This window comes from Pseudomonas sp. IT-P2 (genome assembly GCF_949767575.1).
In the GTDB taxonomy this organism is placed as follows: domain Bacteria; phylum Pseudomonadota; class Gammaproteobacteria; order Pseudomonadales; family Pseudomonadaceae; genus Aquipseudomonas; species Aquipseudomonas pharyngis.
In genome coordinates this window covers 182,793-196,777 of sequence record NZ_CATKQA010000001.1, presented here as the reverse complement: position 1 = coordinate 196,777, position 13,985 = coordinate 182,793, and the positions used below count along the sequence as shown (strand labels likewise).

General features: G+C 62.6%; 13 protein-coding genes. 7 read left to right on the top strand and 6 right to left on the bottom strand.

Going from position 1 to position 13,985, the window contains the following annotated elements; all coding sequences use genetic code 11:
* Positions 1–3: 3 nt before the first annotated feature.
* From ACM6JM_RS00925 to choX, 4 genes are all read right to left on the bottom strand, one after another.
* Positions 4–480, bottom strand: coding sequence for a thioesterase family protein (locus ACM6JM_RS00925; protein ID WP_074692115.1), 477 nt, complete (start codon positions 478–480; stop codon positions 4–6).
* 140 nt (positions 481–620) lie between these two features.
* Positions 621–1,586, bottom strand: a complete 966-nt coding sequence (locus ACM6JM_RS00920; protein ID WP_103385380.1) for an L-carnitine dehydrogenase — start codon at positions 1,584–1,586, stop codon at positions 621–623.
* Positions 1,587–1,656: 70 nt separating this feature from the next.
* Positions 1,657–2,544 (bottom strand): 3-keto-5-aminohexanoate cleavage protein, encoded by an 888-nt coding sequence (locus tag ACM6JM_RS00915; RefSeq protein WP_064380223.1) that lies wholly within the window; start codon positions 2,542–2,544, stop codon positions 1,657–1,659.
* Positions 2,545–2,619: 75 nt separating this feature from the next.
* Positions 2,620–3,564 (bottom strand): choline ABC transporter substrate-binding protein, encoded by a 945-nt coding sequence (choX, locus tag ACM6JM_RS00910; RefSeq protein ID WP_039768001.1) that lies wholly within the window; start codon positions 3,562–3,564, stop codon positions 2,620–2,622.
* Between the two features lie 192 nt (positions 3,565–3,756).
* On the opposite strand from choX, the gene ACM6JM_RS00905 reads away from it, so the two are divergent.
* Complete coding sequence (locus ACM6JM_RS00905; RefSeq protein WP_011336294.1) at positions 3,757–4,701, top strand: GlxA family transcriptional regulator; 945 nt, start codon at positions 3,757–3,759, stop codon at positions 4,699–4,701.
* Between the two features lie 68 nt (positions 4,702–4,769).
* Complete coding sequence (locus ACM6JM_RS00900) at positions 4,770–5,942, top strand: AAA family ATPase (RefSeq protein ID WP_414881163.1); 1,173 nt, start codon at positions 4,770–4,772, stop codon at positions 5,940–5,942.
* On the opposite strand, the gene ACM6JM_RS00895 is transcribed toward ACM6JM_RS00900, so the two are convergent.
* Both ACM6JM_RS00895 and ACM6JM_RS00890 read right to left on the bottom strand, forming a co-directional pair.
* The gene (locus tag ACM6JM_RS00895) at positions 5,943–6,359 is read right to left on the bottom strand and encodes a DUF3010 family protein (RefSeq protein WP_007959772.1); all 417 of its coding nucleotides are present in this window, start codon (positions 6,357–6,359) and stop codon (positions 5,943–5,945) included.
* A gap of 47 nt (positions 6,360–6,406) precedes the next feature.
* Positions 6,407–6,808 (bottom strand): lysozyme inhibitor LprI family protein, encoded by a 402-nt coding sequence (locus tag ACM6JM_RS00890; RefSeq protein ID WP_039768003.1) that lies wholly within the window; start codon positions 6,806–6,808, stop codon positions 6,407–6,409.
* A 234-nt stretch (positions 6,809–7,042) separates the two neighbouring features.
* Between ACM6JM_RS00890 and ACM6JM_RS00885 the strand changes: the two genes are divergently transcribed.
* From ACM6JM_RS00885 to ACM6JM_RS00865, 5 genes are all read left to right on the top strand, one after another.
* Entirely contained in the window at positions 7,043–8,020 is a 978-nt protein-coding gene (locus tag ACM6JM_RS00885) for a dipeptidase (protein ID WP_039768004.1), read from the top strand.
* A gap of 77 nt (positions 8,021–8,097) precedes the next feature.
* Positions 8,098–8,628 carry a DUF5943 domain-containing protein gene (locus tag ACM6JM_RS00880; protein WP_011336290.1) on the top strand — a complete coding sequence of 177 codons (531 nt, stop codon included), beginning with the start codon at positions 8,098–8,100 and terminating at the stop codon, positions 8,626–8,628.
* 15 nt (positions 8,629–8,643) lie between these two features.
* Positions 8,644–10,704 carry a dimethylglycine demethylation protein DgcA gene (gene dgcA, locus ACM6JM_RS00875; protein WP_011336289.1) on the top strand — a complete coding sequence of 687 codons (2,061 nt, stop codon included), beginning with the start codon at positions 8,644–8,646 and terminating at the stop codon, positions 10,702–10,704.
* A 111-nt stretch (positions 10,705–10,815) separates the two neighbouring features.
* Positions 10,816–12,765 (top strand): dimethylglycine demethylation protein DgcB, encoded by a 1,950-nt coding sequence (gene dgcB / locus ACM6JM_RS00870; protein ID WP_039768006.1) that lies wholly within the window; start codon positions 10,816–10,818, stop codon positions 12,763–12,765.
* Entirely contained in the window at positions 12,765–13,985 is a 1,221-nt protein-coding gene (locus ACM6JM_RS00865) for an electron transfer flavoprotein subunit alpha/FixB family protein (protein ID WP_007959785.1), read from the top strand. The genes dgcB and ACM6JM_RS00865 overlap by 1 nt, the downstream gene beginning before the upstream one ends.

Below are 13,985 nucleotides of genomic sequence, written 5' to 3'. Positions count from 1 at the left end.
GATTTACCGGGCTGGGGGCAGGGCGATGACCCGGCCGATGTAAGCCGGGGCGGGCAGATCGGCCTGCTCGGCGACGATGGCTTGCAGACGGCCCAGGGTGTCCGGGGTAAACGGCGCGGAACGCGGCCCGGCCAGGTCGACGTGCAGCAGCATCTGTTCGTTGCCGGCCAGCTCCTTGTCACCGCCGGCCAGATGCAGGCTGTGATAGAGGTGCAGACGTTTCTGGTCGTGACCGATGATCTGCGTGCGCACTTCGACTTCGGCATCGAGCTTCACTTCGTGCAGGTAGTTGAGGTGCAGTTCGAGGGTGAACAGCGAGTGGCCGCTGGCTTCGCGGTTGTTGCTGTCCATGCCGAGACGATCCATCAGGGCGTCGGTGGCGTAGCTGAAAATCAGCAGATAAAAGGCGTCGCGCAGGTGGCCGTTGTAGTCGACCCAGTCGCGGATGATGCGGGTTTGGTAGGTGGTGAGGGTGGGCATATTTTCTCCTGATGCGATCGTTCCCACGCTCTGCGTGGGAACGCCTCCTGTGACGCTCTGCGTCACGCTTCTGGGACGCAGAGCGTCCCGGGCTGCATTCCCACGCAGACGGTTCGACGCCTCGACGTGGGAGCGATCGGTTACTCGCTGAAACTCATCCCATGCTTCTCTTTGGTGGTCTTCACCGCCTCAAGCACCGCCAGCAGGCAATCATCACGATAGCGCTCCAGCGCCGAAATACTGTGCCGGCCCAGTTGATCGCTGGTGCCGTCCACCACATCGTCGATCAACTTGTCGGTCAGTTCCGGTGCCGGCAGGTACGTCCACGGCAACTGCAACGCCGGGCCGAACTGCGACATGAAGTGGCGCATACCGGCATCGCCACCGGCCAGGGTGTAAGTCAAGAACGTACCCATGAACGACCAGCGCAGGCCCGCGCCAAAGCGGATCGCATCGTCGATCTCACCGGTGGTCGCCACACCGTCGTTGACCAGGTGCAGCGCCTCACGCCACAGCGCTTCGAGCAGGCGGTCGGCGATGAAGCCCGGCACTTCCTTGCGCACATGCAGCGGGCGCATGCCGAGGGATTCGTAGACGTTCATCGCCGCTTGAATCGCTTGCGGCGCGGTGTTCTTGCCGCCGACCACTTCCACCAATGGCAGCAGGTAAACCGGGTTGAACGGGTGACCGACCACGCAACGTTCCGGGTGGGTCGAGCTCTCGTAGAACTCGCTCGGCAACAGGCCGGAAGTGCTGGAACCGATCAACGCATTCGGCTTGGCCGCCGCACTGATTTTGCTGTGCAGATCCAGTTTCAGTTCGAGGCGTTCCGGGGCGCTTTCCTGGATGAAATCCGCATCGCGCACGCACTCTTCAATGGTCGCCACAAAGCGCAGGCGATCCTGCGACGCGCCCGGCGCCAGACCGTTTTTCTCCAGCGCGCCCCAGGCGTTGGCCACGCGTTTGCGCAGCGCCGCTTCGGCACCCGGCGCCGGGTCCCAGGCCACCACGTCGAGGCCGTGGGCGAGGGCGCGGGCGACCCAGCCGCTGCCGATGACGCCGCTGCCCAGTGCTGCGAAGGTTTTGATTTCGGTGATAAAGCTCATGGTCACTTCCTGGAATGAGGCAAAAAAACGGTGGGCGTCAATGGCCCGCCCACCGGGGGAAAGGGTGATTTCAGCCGCGCTGGGTCAGGCCCATCTTCTTGCGACCTTCAGCCGGGGTCAGCACGCGGGCGCCGAGGCGGCTGAGGATCTCTGTGGCGCGTTCGACCAGTTGGCCGTTGGTCGCCAGCACGCCTTTGTCCAGCCACAGGTTGTCTTCCAGGCCGACCCGCACGTTGCCGCCAAGCAGCACCGCTTGCGCGGCCATCGGCATCTGCATCCGGCCGATGCCGAAGCCGGCCCACACCGCGTCGGCGGGCAGGTTGTCGACCATGGCTTTCATGGTGGTGGTGTCGGCCGGCGCGCCCCACGGGATGCCCAGGCACAGCTGGAACAGCGGGTTATCGAGCAGGCCTTCCTTGATCATCTGTTTGGCGAACCACAGGTGACCGGTGTCGAAAATCTCCAGCTCCGCCTTCACACCCAGCTCGGTGATGCGCTTGGCGCCAGCCCGCAGCTGGGCCGGGGTGGAGACGTAAATGGTGTCGCCGTCGCCGAAGTTCAGGGTGCCGCAATCCAGCGTGCAGATTTCCGGCAGCAGTTCTTCAACGTGGGCCAGACGGGTCAGCGGGCCGACCAGATCGGTGTTCGGGCCGAACTCCATCGGGTTCTCGCCGGGGCCGATTTCCAGGTCACCGCCCATGCCGGCGGTGAGGTTGACGATGATGTCGACGTCGGCTTCGCGGATGCGCTCCATGACTTCGCGGTACAGCGCCACGTCACGGCTGAACTTGCCGGTCTGCGGGTCACGGACGTGGCAGTGCACGACCGTGGCGCCGGCCTTGGCCGCTTCTACAGCGGCTGCGGCGATCTGTTTCGGGGTGACCGGCACGTGAGGGCTCTTGGCGGTCGTGTCGCCAGCACCGGTGAGTGCGCAGGTGATGATGACGTCGTGGTTCATGGTGCGTTTTCCTTCAGGCGTGATGGGTCTGTTCGCAGCCCGTGGCGGGCTGCGAAGTGATTCGTTCGTTGCGGTTTATTTGCTGGTGAGCTGGAGGTTTTCAGCCGCCGGTTTGCCATCGAAAGTGGTGACGCCTTCGAGCCAGCGCTGTTTGTCCTGCGGGTGATCCTTGAGCCATTGTTTGGCCGATTCGAAAGCGTCCTTGTGATCGAGCAGCGGCTGCATCATCCGGCTCTCGTCTTCGGCGGTGAACGTCAGGTTGCTCAGCAGGCGGCTGACGTTCGGGCATTGTTCGGCGTATTTCGGCGCGGTGACGGTCCACACGGTGGCCATGCCTTCGTTCGGGCCGAGGGCGTCATCGCTGCCGGTCAGATAGGTCATCTGCACGTTGACGTTCATCGGGTGCGGTGCCCAACCGAAGAACACTACGGCCTCCTTGCGGCGCACGGCGCGATCGACGGCGGCGAGCATGCCGGCCTCGCTGGATTCCACGAGCTGGAACTTGCCGAGGCCAAACTGGTTCTTGGCGATCATTGCCTTGATCTGGGTGTTGGCGCCCGAGCCTGGCTCGATGCCGTAGATCTTGCCGCCCAGCTCCTTCTCGAATTTGGCGATGTCGGCGAAGGTTTTCAGGCCCTTGTCCGCCAGATAGGTCGGCACGGCGAGGGTGGCGCGGGCGTCTTTGAGGCTTGGCGCTTCAAGCACCTTGACCTGGTTGGCCTCGACGAACGGGGTGATGGTCTGGGTCATCAGCGGGTTCCAGTAGCCGAGGAACAGGTCCAGACGCTGGTCGCGGATGCCGGCGAAGACGATCTGCTGGGAGGCGCTGGTCTGTTTGGTGCTGTAGCCGAGGCCGTCGAGCAGAACCTGGGCCATGGCACTGGTGGCGATCACGTCGGTCCAGTTCACCACGCCCATGCGCACGTTCTGACACGATGCGGAATCGGCCGCCATGACACTGGCGCTTAAAAACGCGGTACCGCTGAGTGCGAGAACACAGCTGCTGATCAGTCGTTTCATGTCGGGTTCCTCGGCAGGTCGTTATTGTGGGTTCCGGTGTCTGTGCGCCGGTGATGCTCAAATTACGCAGCAATGCCCCCGTAAAAACGCACTGCGGCGACCAGCTCTTGCACTGCAGCGACCTGTGCTCTTGAATGCCGCCGACAACTGGCGTATCAACGTTGCACGCTACCCGCTGACCGAGTGCGCGCCATGTCCCAGGATTTCTACTTTCTGTTGATGCCGGGTTTTTCCGCCATCGGTTTCATCTCTGCGATCGAACCGCTGCGGGTGGCCAACCGCTTTCGCGGCGAGCTGTATCGCTGGCACGTCTTGAGCGCCGATGGCGGGGCGGTGCTGGCGAGCAACGGGATGTCGGTCAACGCCGATGCGGCGCTGGAGCCGCTGAAGAAAGGGGCGACGCTGCTGGTGGTCGCCGGTTTTGAACCGCTGAAGTTCGCCACCCCGGCGCTGGAGCACTGGCTGCGACGGCTGGACAACGAAGGCGTGACCCTCGGCGCCATCGACACCGGCAGCTTCGTCCTTGCCGAGGCCGGCCTGCTCGATGGTCATCGCCTGACCCTGCACTGGGAGGCCATCGACGCCTTCAAGGAATCTTATCCACAGCTCAGCGTCACCCAGGAACTGTTCGAGATCGACCGGCGGCGCATCACTTCTGCCGGCGGTACCGCGTCCATCGACCTGATGCTCGACCTGATTGCCCAGGCCCACGGCCCGCAACTGGCGATCCAGGTCAGCGAGCAATTTGTATTGGGGCGGATTCGTCCGCGCAAGGACCACCAGCGCATGGAGGTCGCCACGCGCTATGGCATCAGCAACAAGAAGCTGGTGCATGTGATCGGCGAGATGGAGCAGCACAGCGAACCGCCGCTGACCACTTTGGAACTGGCGGAATCGATCAAGGTGACGCGGCGGCAACTGGAGCGTTTGTTTCGGCTGCATCTGAATGACACGCCGAGCAATTTCTATCTGCGCTTAAGACTGGAAAAGGCCCGACAGCTGCTGCGCCAGACCGACATGAGCGTGCTGGAAGTCAGCATCGCCTGCGGGTTTGAATCCCCGTCGTATTTCACCCGCAGCTACCGGGCGAAGTTTGCCCGGTGTCCGCGAGAGGATCGGCGACGGGAGGCCGTTTGACGGACGATTATAGTTAATTATACTTTCAGGTATAAATTACAGTCGTTTGAATAATTGAGTGTAAAACCATGTCCCGAAACAACGGCTTCGTCTTCCGCCGCCCCGCTCTGGCCCGCAGCGTTGCCGATGGTCTGGTGGGTGCAGGTCTGCAGGATTTCACCTCCGGTCTTTTTCTGGCTGCGCCGCGTCGCACAGGCAAAAGTACCTTTCTGCGCGAGGATCTGATCCCGGAATGCCAGGCCCGAGGCTGGCTGACGGTTTACGTCGACCTGTGGGCCGATAAGGAAAAAGACCCTGCTGACTTGATCGCCAGTGCCATTGCAGGTGCGTTGGTCCCCTTTGAAAGGGGCATCCGCAAACTGGCGAAGAATATCGGCATCGAAAAACTCAGCTTTCTGCGCACCTTGTCCTGGGATTTCACCAAGCCGCAACTGCCGGCCGGCGCGACCCTGACGCAAGCACTGGAACTGCTCCACAGCGCCGCCGAAAAAACCGTAGTGCTGGTGATCGACGAGGCCCAGCACGCACTCACCACAGCAGCGGGCATTAACGCAATGTTTGCCCTGAAGGCCGCACGGGATCAGCTCAATCAGGGGCGTGAAGGCGAGGGCAGCGGGTTGCATCTGGTGTTCACCGGTTCCAATCGCGACAAACTCGCCCACCTGGTACTGGGCAAGAGCCAACCGTTTTTCGGCTCGAGCATCACGCCCTTTCCGCTGCTGGGGAAAGAGTTCACCCAGGCGTACACCTTGCACCTCAACGCCCATCTGGCCGAGACCAACCAGTTCAGTGCGGCCGATATCGACGACGCCTTTGAATTGGTGGGGCGGCGCCCGGAAATGTTGCGCACCATCATCGGCGAAGTCGCGCTGGAGCTGGGCGAGGCCAGCAATCTGGGGCAACTGCTGCAAAGCCGTGCCGAATTGTTGCGCGCAGGCGTATGGACCGAGTTCGAGAGCGCGTGGAACGCTCTGACCATCCCTCAGCGCGCCGTGCTGGAGGTGATGGTGGAGCGCTCACAGAACAACGAGCCATTCGCGCCGTTCACAGACAGCACGCTCACGGCCGTCAGCAAGGCACTGGAAAACCTGGGCAGCGACGTGGTGCCGGGCACCCAGACCATTCAGGCCTGCATCGATGCCCTGCGCGACAAGGAGCTGGTGTGGAAGTCGAGCCGTGGTGGCTATGCGCTGGAAGACAAGTCCTTCGGCGACTGGCTGAGCACGCGTAAAGCGCGCTAGCTACTTCTTCACCAACGCCGAGCACGCTGCCTTGTAGGCTTCATGCTGATACTTGTTCAGCGTCCCCGGCAGCTCGAAATTGTGCTTCTTGGCCTGGGCATTGATCGTCTGCGGCGACAGCAGCGTCACCTCGCAACCGTCCAGCAACTGAAACACACCCTCGATCTTGAACGTGGTCGGCCCACCGGCAAACTCGCCCTTCTTGCTGCGCTTCTTGATCGCGATGCGATCGATGGAGTTCTCGCGCACGAACGATGCGACCTGCGCGGCGAACAGTTTGACGTTGGCCGCCTCGTCGTCATCGTCCAGCGCGATTTTCTTGGTGTTCAGCGCCACATGGCTCAGCACCGAACCGTCGAGGGACGCCACGGCGATGATCGCTTCACTGCCTTTGATTTCGATACCGCAGATGTTCATGTGAATCCCTTGATTGGCTGAAGAGGTGCAGCTTACAGCTCAAGCCCTCACTCCTGTCCGATCGACTCCAAAAACTCCGACCGCTCGTCACTCATCCGCGCCACGCAGTCATTCTGCGCAATCTTGAACGCCTTGCTGCCGTCCGTCGCCGGGAAGGCTTCGACGGCGCAGTCGGCGTCGCGGGTCTTCAGCCATTGTTGCTGGGCGGCTTTGAGTTTGGCGGTGATGTCGGCCAGTTGCGCCGGGTTCTTGCCGTAGGCCGTCTGCATGCGCTCGTTCAGGCTGGCGTAGTTGTCCTTGAGCAGGTCCTCGGCGGTGGTGCGGCTGTAGGTCGAGCATTCCAGGGTCTGGATGTCGTTTTCCACCGCGTCGCACGGGTTGTTGTCGGACTCTTCGGCGGCGTGTACGCCGGTCGCAATCAGGGCCAGGGCCAGGAAGATCGATTTCATTGATGTCGCCGCTCTAATCCAGTGGTGTTTCCGGGATGCGGCAGATTCTGGCTCAAGCTCGCGGGCTTGAACAGGTGGCCGGTCGGACCGGTTGGCGACCCTTTGTCGCGGATTGACGCTTTCGGCAATTCCCCTGTCGTTTTTGCACCCGGCTGGTCGCGCACCGAGGCATATGCTGGCCCCAAAGCGCCGGCAGACGATTCGGCGCATGAATCGCCAATAAGGGGACGCCTGATGAGCCCAGCCGAATTACACGCCGACAGCATCGTTATCGACGGTCTGATCATTGCCAAATGGAACCGCGAGCTGTTCGAAGACATGCGCAAGGGCGGTCTGACGGCGGCCAACTGCACCGTGTCGGTGTGGGAGGGCTTTCAGGCCACGGTCAATAACATCGCCGCCAGCCAGAAACTGATTCGCGAAAACAGCGACCTGGTGATCCCCGTCCGCACCACCGCCGACATCCGCAAGGCCAAGGAGCAGGGCAAGACCGGCATTCTCTTCGGCTTCCAGAACGCCCACGCGTTCGAAGACCAGATCGGCTATGTCGAGGTGTTCAAGCAGCTCGGCGTCGGTATCGTGCAGATGTGCTACAACACCCAGAACCTGGTGGGCACCGGTTGCTACGAACGTGACGGCGGTCTGTCGGGTTTCGGTCGCGAAATCGTTGCCGAGATGAACCGTGTCGGCGTCATGTGCGACCTGTCCCACGTCGGCTCCAAGACTTCCGAGGAAGTCATCCTCGAATCGAAAAAACCGGTCTGCTATTCCCACTGCCTGCCGTCGGGGCTGAAAGAGCACCCGCGCAACAAATCCGATGAAGAGCTCAAGTTTATTGCTGACCACGGCGGTTTCGTCGGCGTGACCATGTTCGCGCCGTTCCTGGCCAAGGGTATCGATTCGACCATCGACGACTACGCCGAAGCCATCGAATACACCATGAACCTGGTCGGCGAAGACGCCATCGGCATTGGCACCGACTTCACCCAGGGTCACGGCCAGGACTTCTTCGAATACCTGACCCACGACAAGGGCTACGCCCGCCGTCTGACCAACTTCGGCAAGATCATCAACCCGCTGGGCATCCGCACCGTCGGCGAGTTCCCGAACCTGACCGAAACCCTGCTCAAGCGCGGCCACTCCGAGCGCGTGGTACGCAAGATCATGGGCGAAAACTGGGTCAACGTCCTCAAAGACGTCTGGGGCGAATAAGCCGCCGCTTCCCGAATACTTTCCCCCGGCCGTCCGCGCCGGGGGCAACACCAAAATTTTTCTGGAGTTAAGTTTCCATGGCCAAGATCGCCCCGCAATTGCCAATCGAAGTCGACAGCGAGACCGGTGTCTGGACCTCCGACGCCCTGCCGATGCTGTACGTGCCGCGCCATTTCTTCGTCAACAACCACATGGGCATCGAGGAAGTGCTGGGCGCTGACGCCTATGCCGAAATCCTCTACAAGGCCGGCTACAAATCCGCCTGGCACTGGTGTGAAAAAGAAGCCGAGTGCCACGGCCTGGAAGGCGTCGCGGTGTTCGAACACTACATGAAGCGCCTGTCGCAGCGCGGCTGGGGCCTGTTCAAGATCCAGGACATCGACCTCGACAAAGGCACCGCCAGCGTCAAGCTCGAACACTCGGCGTTCGTCTACGTCTACGGCAAGGTCGGGCGCAAGGTCGACTACATGTTCACCGGCTGGTTTGCCGGTGCCATGGACCAGATCCTCGCCGCTCGCGGCAGCCAGATCCGCACCGTGGCCGAGCAGGTTTACGGTGGCTCCGAAGAAGGCCACGACGACGGCCTGTTCACCGTCAAGCCGTTGTAAGTCGAGGAACCCGCCATGGCTTTCGAAGCAATGTTTCAGCCAATTCAAATTGGCAAACTGACCATCCGCAACCGCGTGCTCAGCACCGCGCATGCCGAGGTCTACGCGACCGACGGCGGCATGACCACCGAGCGGTACGTCAAGTATTACGAAGAGAAAGCCAAGGGCGGCATCGGCCTGGCGATCTGTGGCGGTTCGTCCGTGGTGGCGATCGACAGCCCGCAGCAATGGTGGAGTTCGGTGAACCTGTCCACCGACCGGATCATCCCGCACTTCCAGAATCTCGCCGACGCCATGCACAAGCATGGCGCCAAGATCATGATCCAGATTACCCACATGGGCCGTCGCTCCCGTTGGGACGGTTTCCACTGGCCGACCCTGATGTCGCCGTCGGGCATCCGTGAACCGGTGCACCGTGCCACTTGCAAAACGATTGAGCCGGAAGAAATCTGGCGGGTGATCGGCAACTACGCGCAAGCCGCGCGCCGCGCCAAGGCCGGTGGCCTGGACGGCGTCGAACTGTCAGCCGTGCACCAGCACATGATCGACCAGTTCTGGAGCCCGCGCGTCAACAAGCGGACCGACGAGTGGGGCGGCACTTTCGAAGGCCGGATGAAATTCGGTCTGGAAGTCCTGAAAGCCGTGCGTGCCGAGGTCGGTGACGACTTCTGCGTCGGCATGCGCATCTGCGGTGACGAGTTCCACCCGGACGGTCTGTCCCACGAAGACATGAAGCAGATCGCCAAGTATTACGACGACACCGGCATGCTCGATTTCATCGGCGTCGTCGGCTCGGGTTGCGACACCCACAACACCCTGGCCAACGTGATTCCGAACATGAGTTATCCGCCGGAGCCGTTCCTGCACCTGGCGGCCGGGATCAAGGAAGTGGTCAAGGTTCCGGTGCTGCACGCGCAGAACATCAAGGACCCGAACCAGGCCACGCGGATCCTGGAGGGCGGTTACGTCGACATGGTCGGCATGACCCGCGCCCACATCGCCGACCCGCACCTGATCGCCAAGATCAAGATGGGTCAGATCGACCAGATCAAGCAGTGCGTCGGCGCCAACTATTGCATCGACCGTCAGTACCAGGGTCTGGACGTGCTGTGCATCCAGAACGCCGCGACCTCCCGTGAATACATGGGCGTGCCGCACATCATCGAGAAATCCACCGGGCCGAAACGCAAGGTGGTGATCGTCGGTGCCGGCCCGGCGGGGATGGAAGCGGCCCGTGTGGCGGCCGAACGTGGCCACGACGTGACCCTGTTCGAGAAGAAAGAATTCATCGGCGGCCAGATCACTACCGCCTCGAAAGCGCCGCAGCGTGACCAGATCGCCGGCATCACCCGCTGGTTCCAGCTGGAACTGGCGCGGCTGAAAGTCGACCTGCGTCTGGGCACTGCGGCGGACGCCGACACCATCATGGACCTGCGTCCGGACATCGTGGTGCTGGCCGTTGGCGGGCATCCGTATCTGGAGCAGAACGAACACTGGGGCGCTGCTGAAGGGCTGGTCGTCAGCAGCTGGGACGTGCTCGACGGCAAGGTTGCGCCGGGCAAGAACGTGCTGGTCTACGACACCATTTGCGAGTTCACCGGGATGTCGGTGGCCGACTTCCTCGCCGACAAGGGCAGCCAGGTCGAGATCGTCACCGACGACATCAAGCCGGGCGTGGCCATCGGCGGTACGTCGTTCCCGACCTACTACCGCAGCATGTACCCGAAAGAAGTGATCATGACCGGCGACATGATGCTGGAGAAGGTCTACCGCGAAGGCGACAAACTCGTCGCGGTGCTGGAGAACGAATACACCGGCGCCAAAGAGGAGCGGGTGGTGGATCAGGTGGTCGTCGAGAACGGCGTGCGTCCGGACGAAGAAATCTACTACGCCCTCAAGGACGGCTCGCGCAACAAGGGCCAGATCGACGTCGAGGCGCTGTTCGCGATCCAGCCGCAACCTTCGTTGAGCAGCACTGGCGACGGTTATCTGTTGTTCCGCATCGGTGACTGCGTGGCGCAGCGTAATACCCACGCCGCCATCTACGACGCACTCCGGCTCTGTAAGGATTTTTGACGGCTCAGCTGCGAGCCCAAGCTGCAAGCCGCAAGTAAAAGCACTGCAGTTTCCACTGCTCTTTCTTGCAGCTTGTAGCTTGTAGCTTGCACCTCGCCAGAGGTGACTCTGATGTTGAACACCCTTCTTCCAATCCTGTTGTTCGCAGCCCTGGCCCTCGCGGTGCTGGGGGCGTTGCGGCGGGTGGCCATGTGGCGCCGGGGCCGGGCCTCGAAGGTCGATCTGATCGGCGGCCTGTTCGCCATGCCCAAGCGTTACATGGTCGATCTGCACCACGTGGTGGCGCGGGACAAATACATCGCCAACACCCACGTCGCCACGGCGGGCGGTGCGGTGGCGTCGATCGTGCTGGCGATTCTGGTGCACGGTTTCGGCCTGCATAACCGCATTCTCGGCTACGCGTTGCTGCTGATGACGGCGGTGATGTTCGTCGGGGCGATCTTCGTTTATCGGCGCCGGCTCAACCCGCCGTCGCGGCTGTCGAAAGGCCCGTGGATGCGCCTGCCGAAAAGCCTGCTGGCGTTCTCGGCCTCGTTCTTCCTGGTGACCTTGCCGGTGGCCGGGATCCTGCCGGAGAACTTCGGCGGCTGGGTGCTGGCAGCGATTCTCGGGATCGGTGTGCTGTGGGGCGTGTCGGAGCTGTTCTTCGGCATGACCTGGGGCGGCCCGATGAAACACGCCTTCGCCGGTGCGTTGCACCTGGCCTGGCACCGCCGCGCCGAACGTTTTGGTGGCGGCCGTTCCACCGGTTTGAAACCGCTGGACCTGAATGATCCGACCGCGCCGCTGGGCGTGGAAAAACCCAAGGATTTCACCTGGAACCAGTTGCTCGGTTTCGACGCCTGCGTGCAGTGCGGCAAGTGCGAAGCGGCGTGCCCGGCGTTCGCCGCCGGCCAGCCGCTGAACCCGAAAAAACTGATTCAGGACATGGTCGTCGGCCTCGCCGGCGGCACCGATGCCAAGTTCGCCGGCAGCCCTTATCCCGGCAAACCGGTGGGCGAACACGGCGGCAATCCGCATCAACCGATCGTCAACGGCCTGGTCGATGCCGAAACCCTGTGGTCGTGCACCACCTGCCGCGCCTGCGTCGAGGAATGCCCGATGATGATCGAGCACGTCGATGCCATCGTCGACATGCGCCGCCACCTGACTCTGGAAAAAGGCGCTACCCCGAACAAGGGCGCCGAAGTCCTGGAAAACCTGATTGCCACCGACAACCCCGGCGGTTTCGCCCCGGGCGGACGGATGAACTGGGCGGCCGACCTGAACCTCAACCTGCTCAGCGAGAAGAAGTCCACCGACGTGCTGTTCTGGGTTGGCGACGGTGCCTTCGACATGCGCAACCAGCGCACTCTGCGTGCGTTCGTCAAAGTGCTGAAAGCGGCCAAGGTCGACTTCGCGGTACTGGGGCTGGAAGAACGCGACAGCGGCGACGTGGCCCGGCGTCTTGGCGACGAAGCGACTTTCCAGCTGCTCGCAAAACGCAATATCCAGACCTTGGCCAAATACAGTTTCAACCGCATCGTCACCTGCGATCCGCACAGCTTCCACGTGTTGAAAAATGAGTACGGCGCGTTCGATGGCAACTACCTCGTGCAGCACCACAGCACTTATCTGGCGGAAATCATTCAGGCTGGCGCGCTGAACCTCGGACAGCACAAAGGCAACAGCGTGACCTATCACGATCCGTGCTACCTCGGCCGCTACAACGGCGAGTACGAGGCGCCGCGCGAAGTGCTGCGCGCCCTCGGCATCGAGATCAAGGAAATGCAACGTTCCGGCTTCCGTTCGCGCTGTTGCGGCGGCGGTGGCGGGGCGCCGATCACTGACATTCCGGGCAAGCAGCGGATCCCCGACATGCGCATGGAAGACATTCGCGAGACCGGTGCCGAACTGGTGGCCGTGGGTTGTCCACAGTGCACGGCGATGCTCGAAGGCGTGGTCGAACCGCGTCCGCTGATCAAGGACATCGCCGAACTGGTGGCCGACGCGCTGCTCGAAGACGCCGCGCCGAACAAGCCTGCCACCCCGGCCAAACGTGAACCTGCGGAGGCCCACTGATGAGCGACATTATCCGCCGCGACCCCCGCGCCGAATGGATCGCACGCAACCGTCTGCACCCGCTGCACGCGGCCATGCAACCGGCGCAACACAGCTGGATGGGCCCTAACGGGATCATCCGCAAGAACCTGCACGGCATCGGCTTCATCGGGCCGAACGGCATCAAGCGCATCGACCGCAGCGGCGCCCAGCAGGGCGGGGCGGTAAAGCGCTCGGCCGCGGTCGAAGTGCAATTGCCGCTACATCAGGTGCCGGCGCCGGCGTTCTACATCAGCGTGGTGCCGGACATGGTCGGTGGCCGCTTGAGCAGCCACGACCGCGACTTGCTCGGCCTGGCTCATCAACTGGCCGGCAGCGACGGCGCCGTGCTGGCCGTGGTGTTCGGCGAGCACAAGGAAAACGCTTTCGCCACCGCAGGCGTTGATCGCTTGCTGGTGCTGGAAGGCGAAGAATTCAGCGGTTATGCACCGGAGCAACGGATCCAGGGCCTGCGGGCTGTGGATAACCAGTTCAACCCGCGTCACTGGCTGCTGCCGGACAGCCGCAGTGGCGGCGGCGAACTCGGTCGGCGCTTTGCTGCCGCACTGGGTGAACGCCCGGCGACACGGGTGTGGCAGGTCAAGGATCAGGAGTGCATCGGCCGCGCCGGTGCCGGGTTGCAGGATCTGGCCCGCCCGGTGGCGCGGTTGATTCTGGCGTCCGCCGAATGTGCCGAACCGGTTAGCGAAACCCGTCATGAAGCGCTGCCGGTGGAGTTATCCACACCCGTCGCGCGCAGCTTGTCGCGGATTGAGGATCTGGGTGCGGTGGCGGTGGATCCGGCAGCGATTCCGATGGCCGAGGCCGAGTTCATCTTCTCCGGCGGCAACGGGGTCAAGGACTGGGAGCTTTTCCACAGGACCGCTGCGGCCCTCGGTGCCACCGAAGGCGCCTCGCGGGTGGCGGTGGACGACGGCTTCATGGCCCGTGACCGCCAGGTCGGCGCGTCCGGCACCTGGGTCACCGCGCGGGTTTACGTGGCCGTGGGGATTTCCGGGGCGATCCAGCACCTGCAGGGCATCGGTGCCTGCGACAAAGTGGTGGCGATCAACCTCGATCCGGGCTGCGACATGATCAAGCGTGCCGACCTGTCGGTGATCGGCGAGAGCGCGGAAATTCTTCAGGCCTTGATCGCGGCGGTAGAGGCTTACCGCAACGAAGCCAAGCGCGATGCGGCTTAA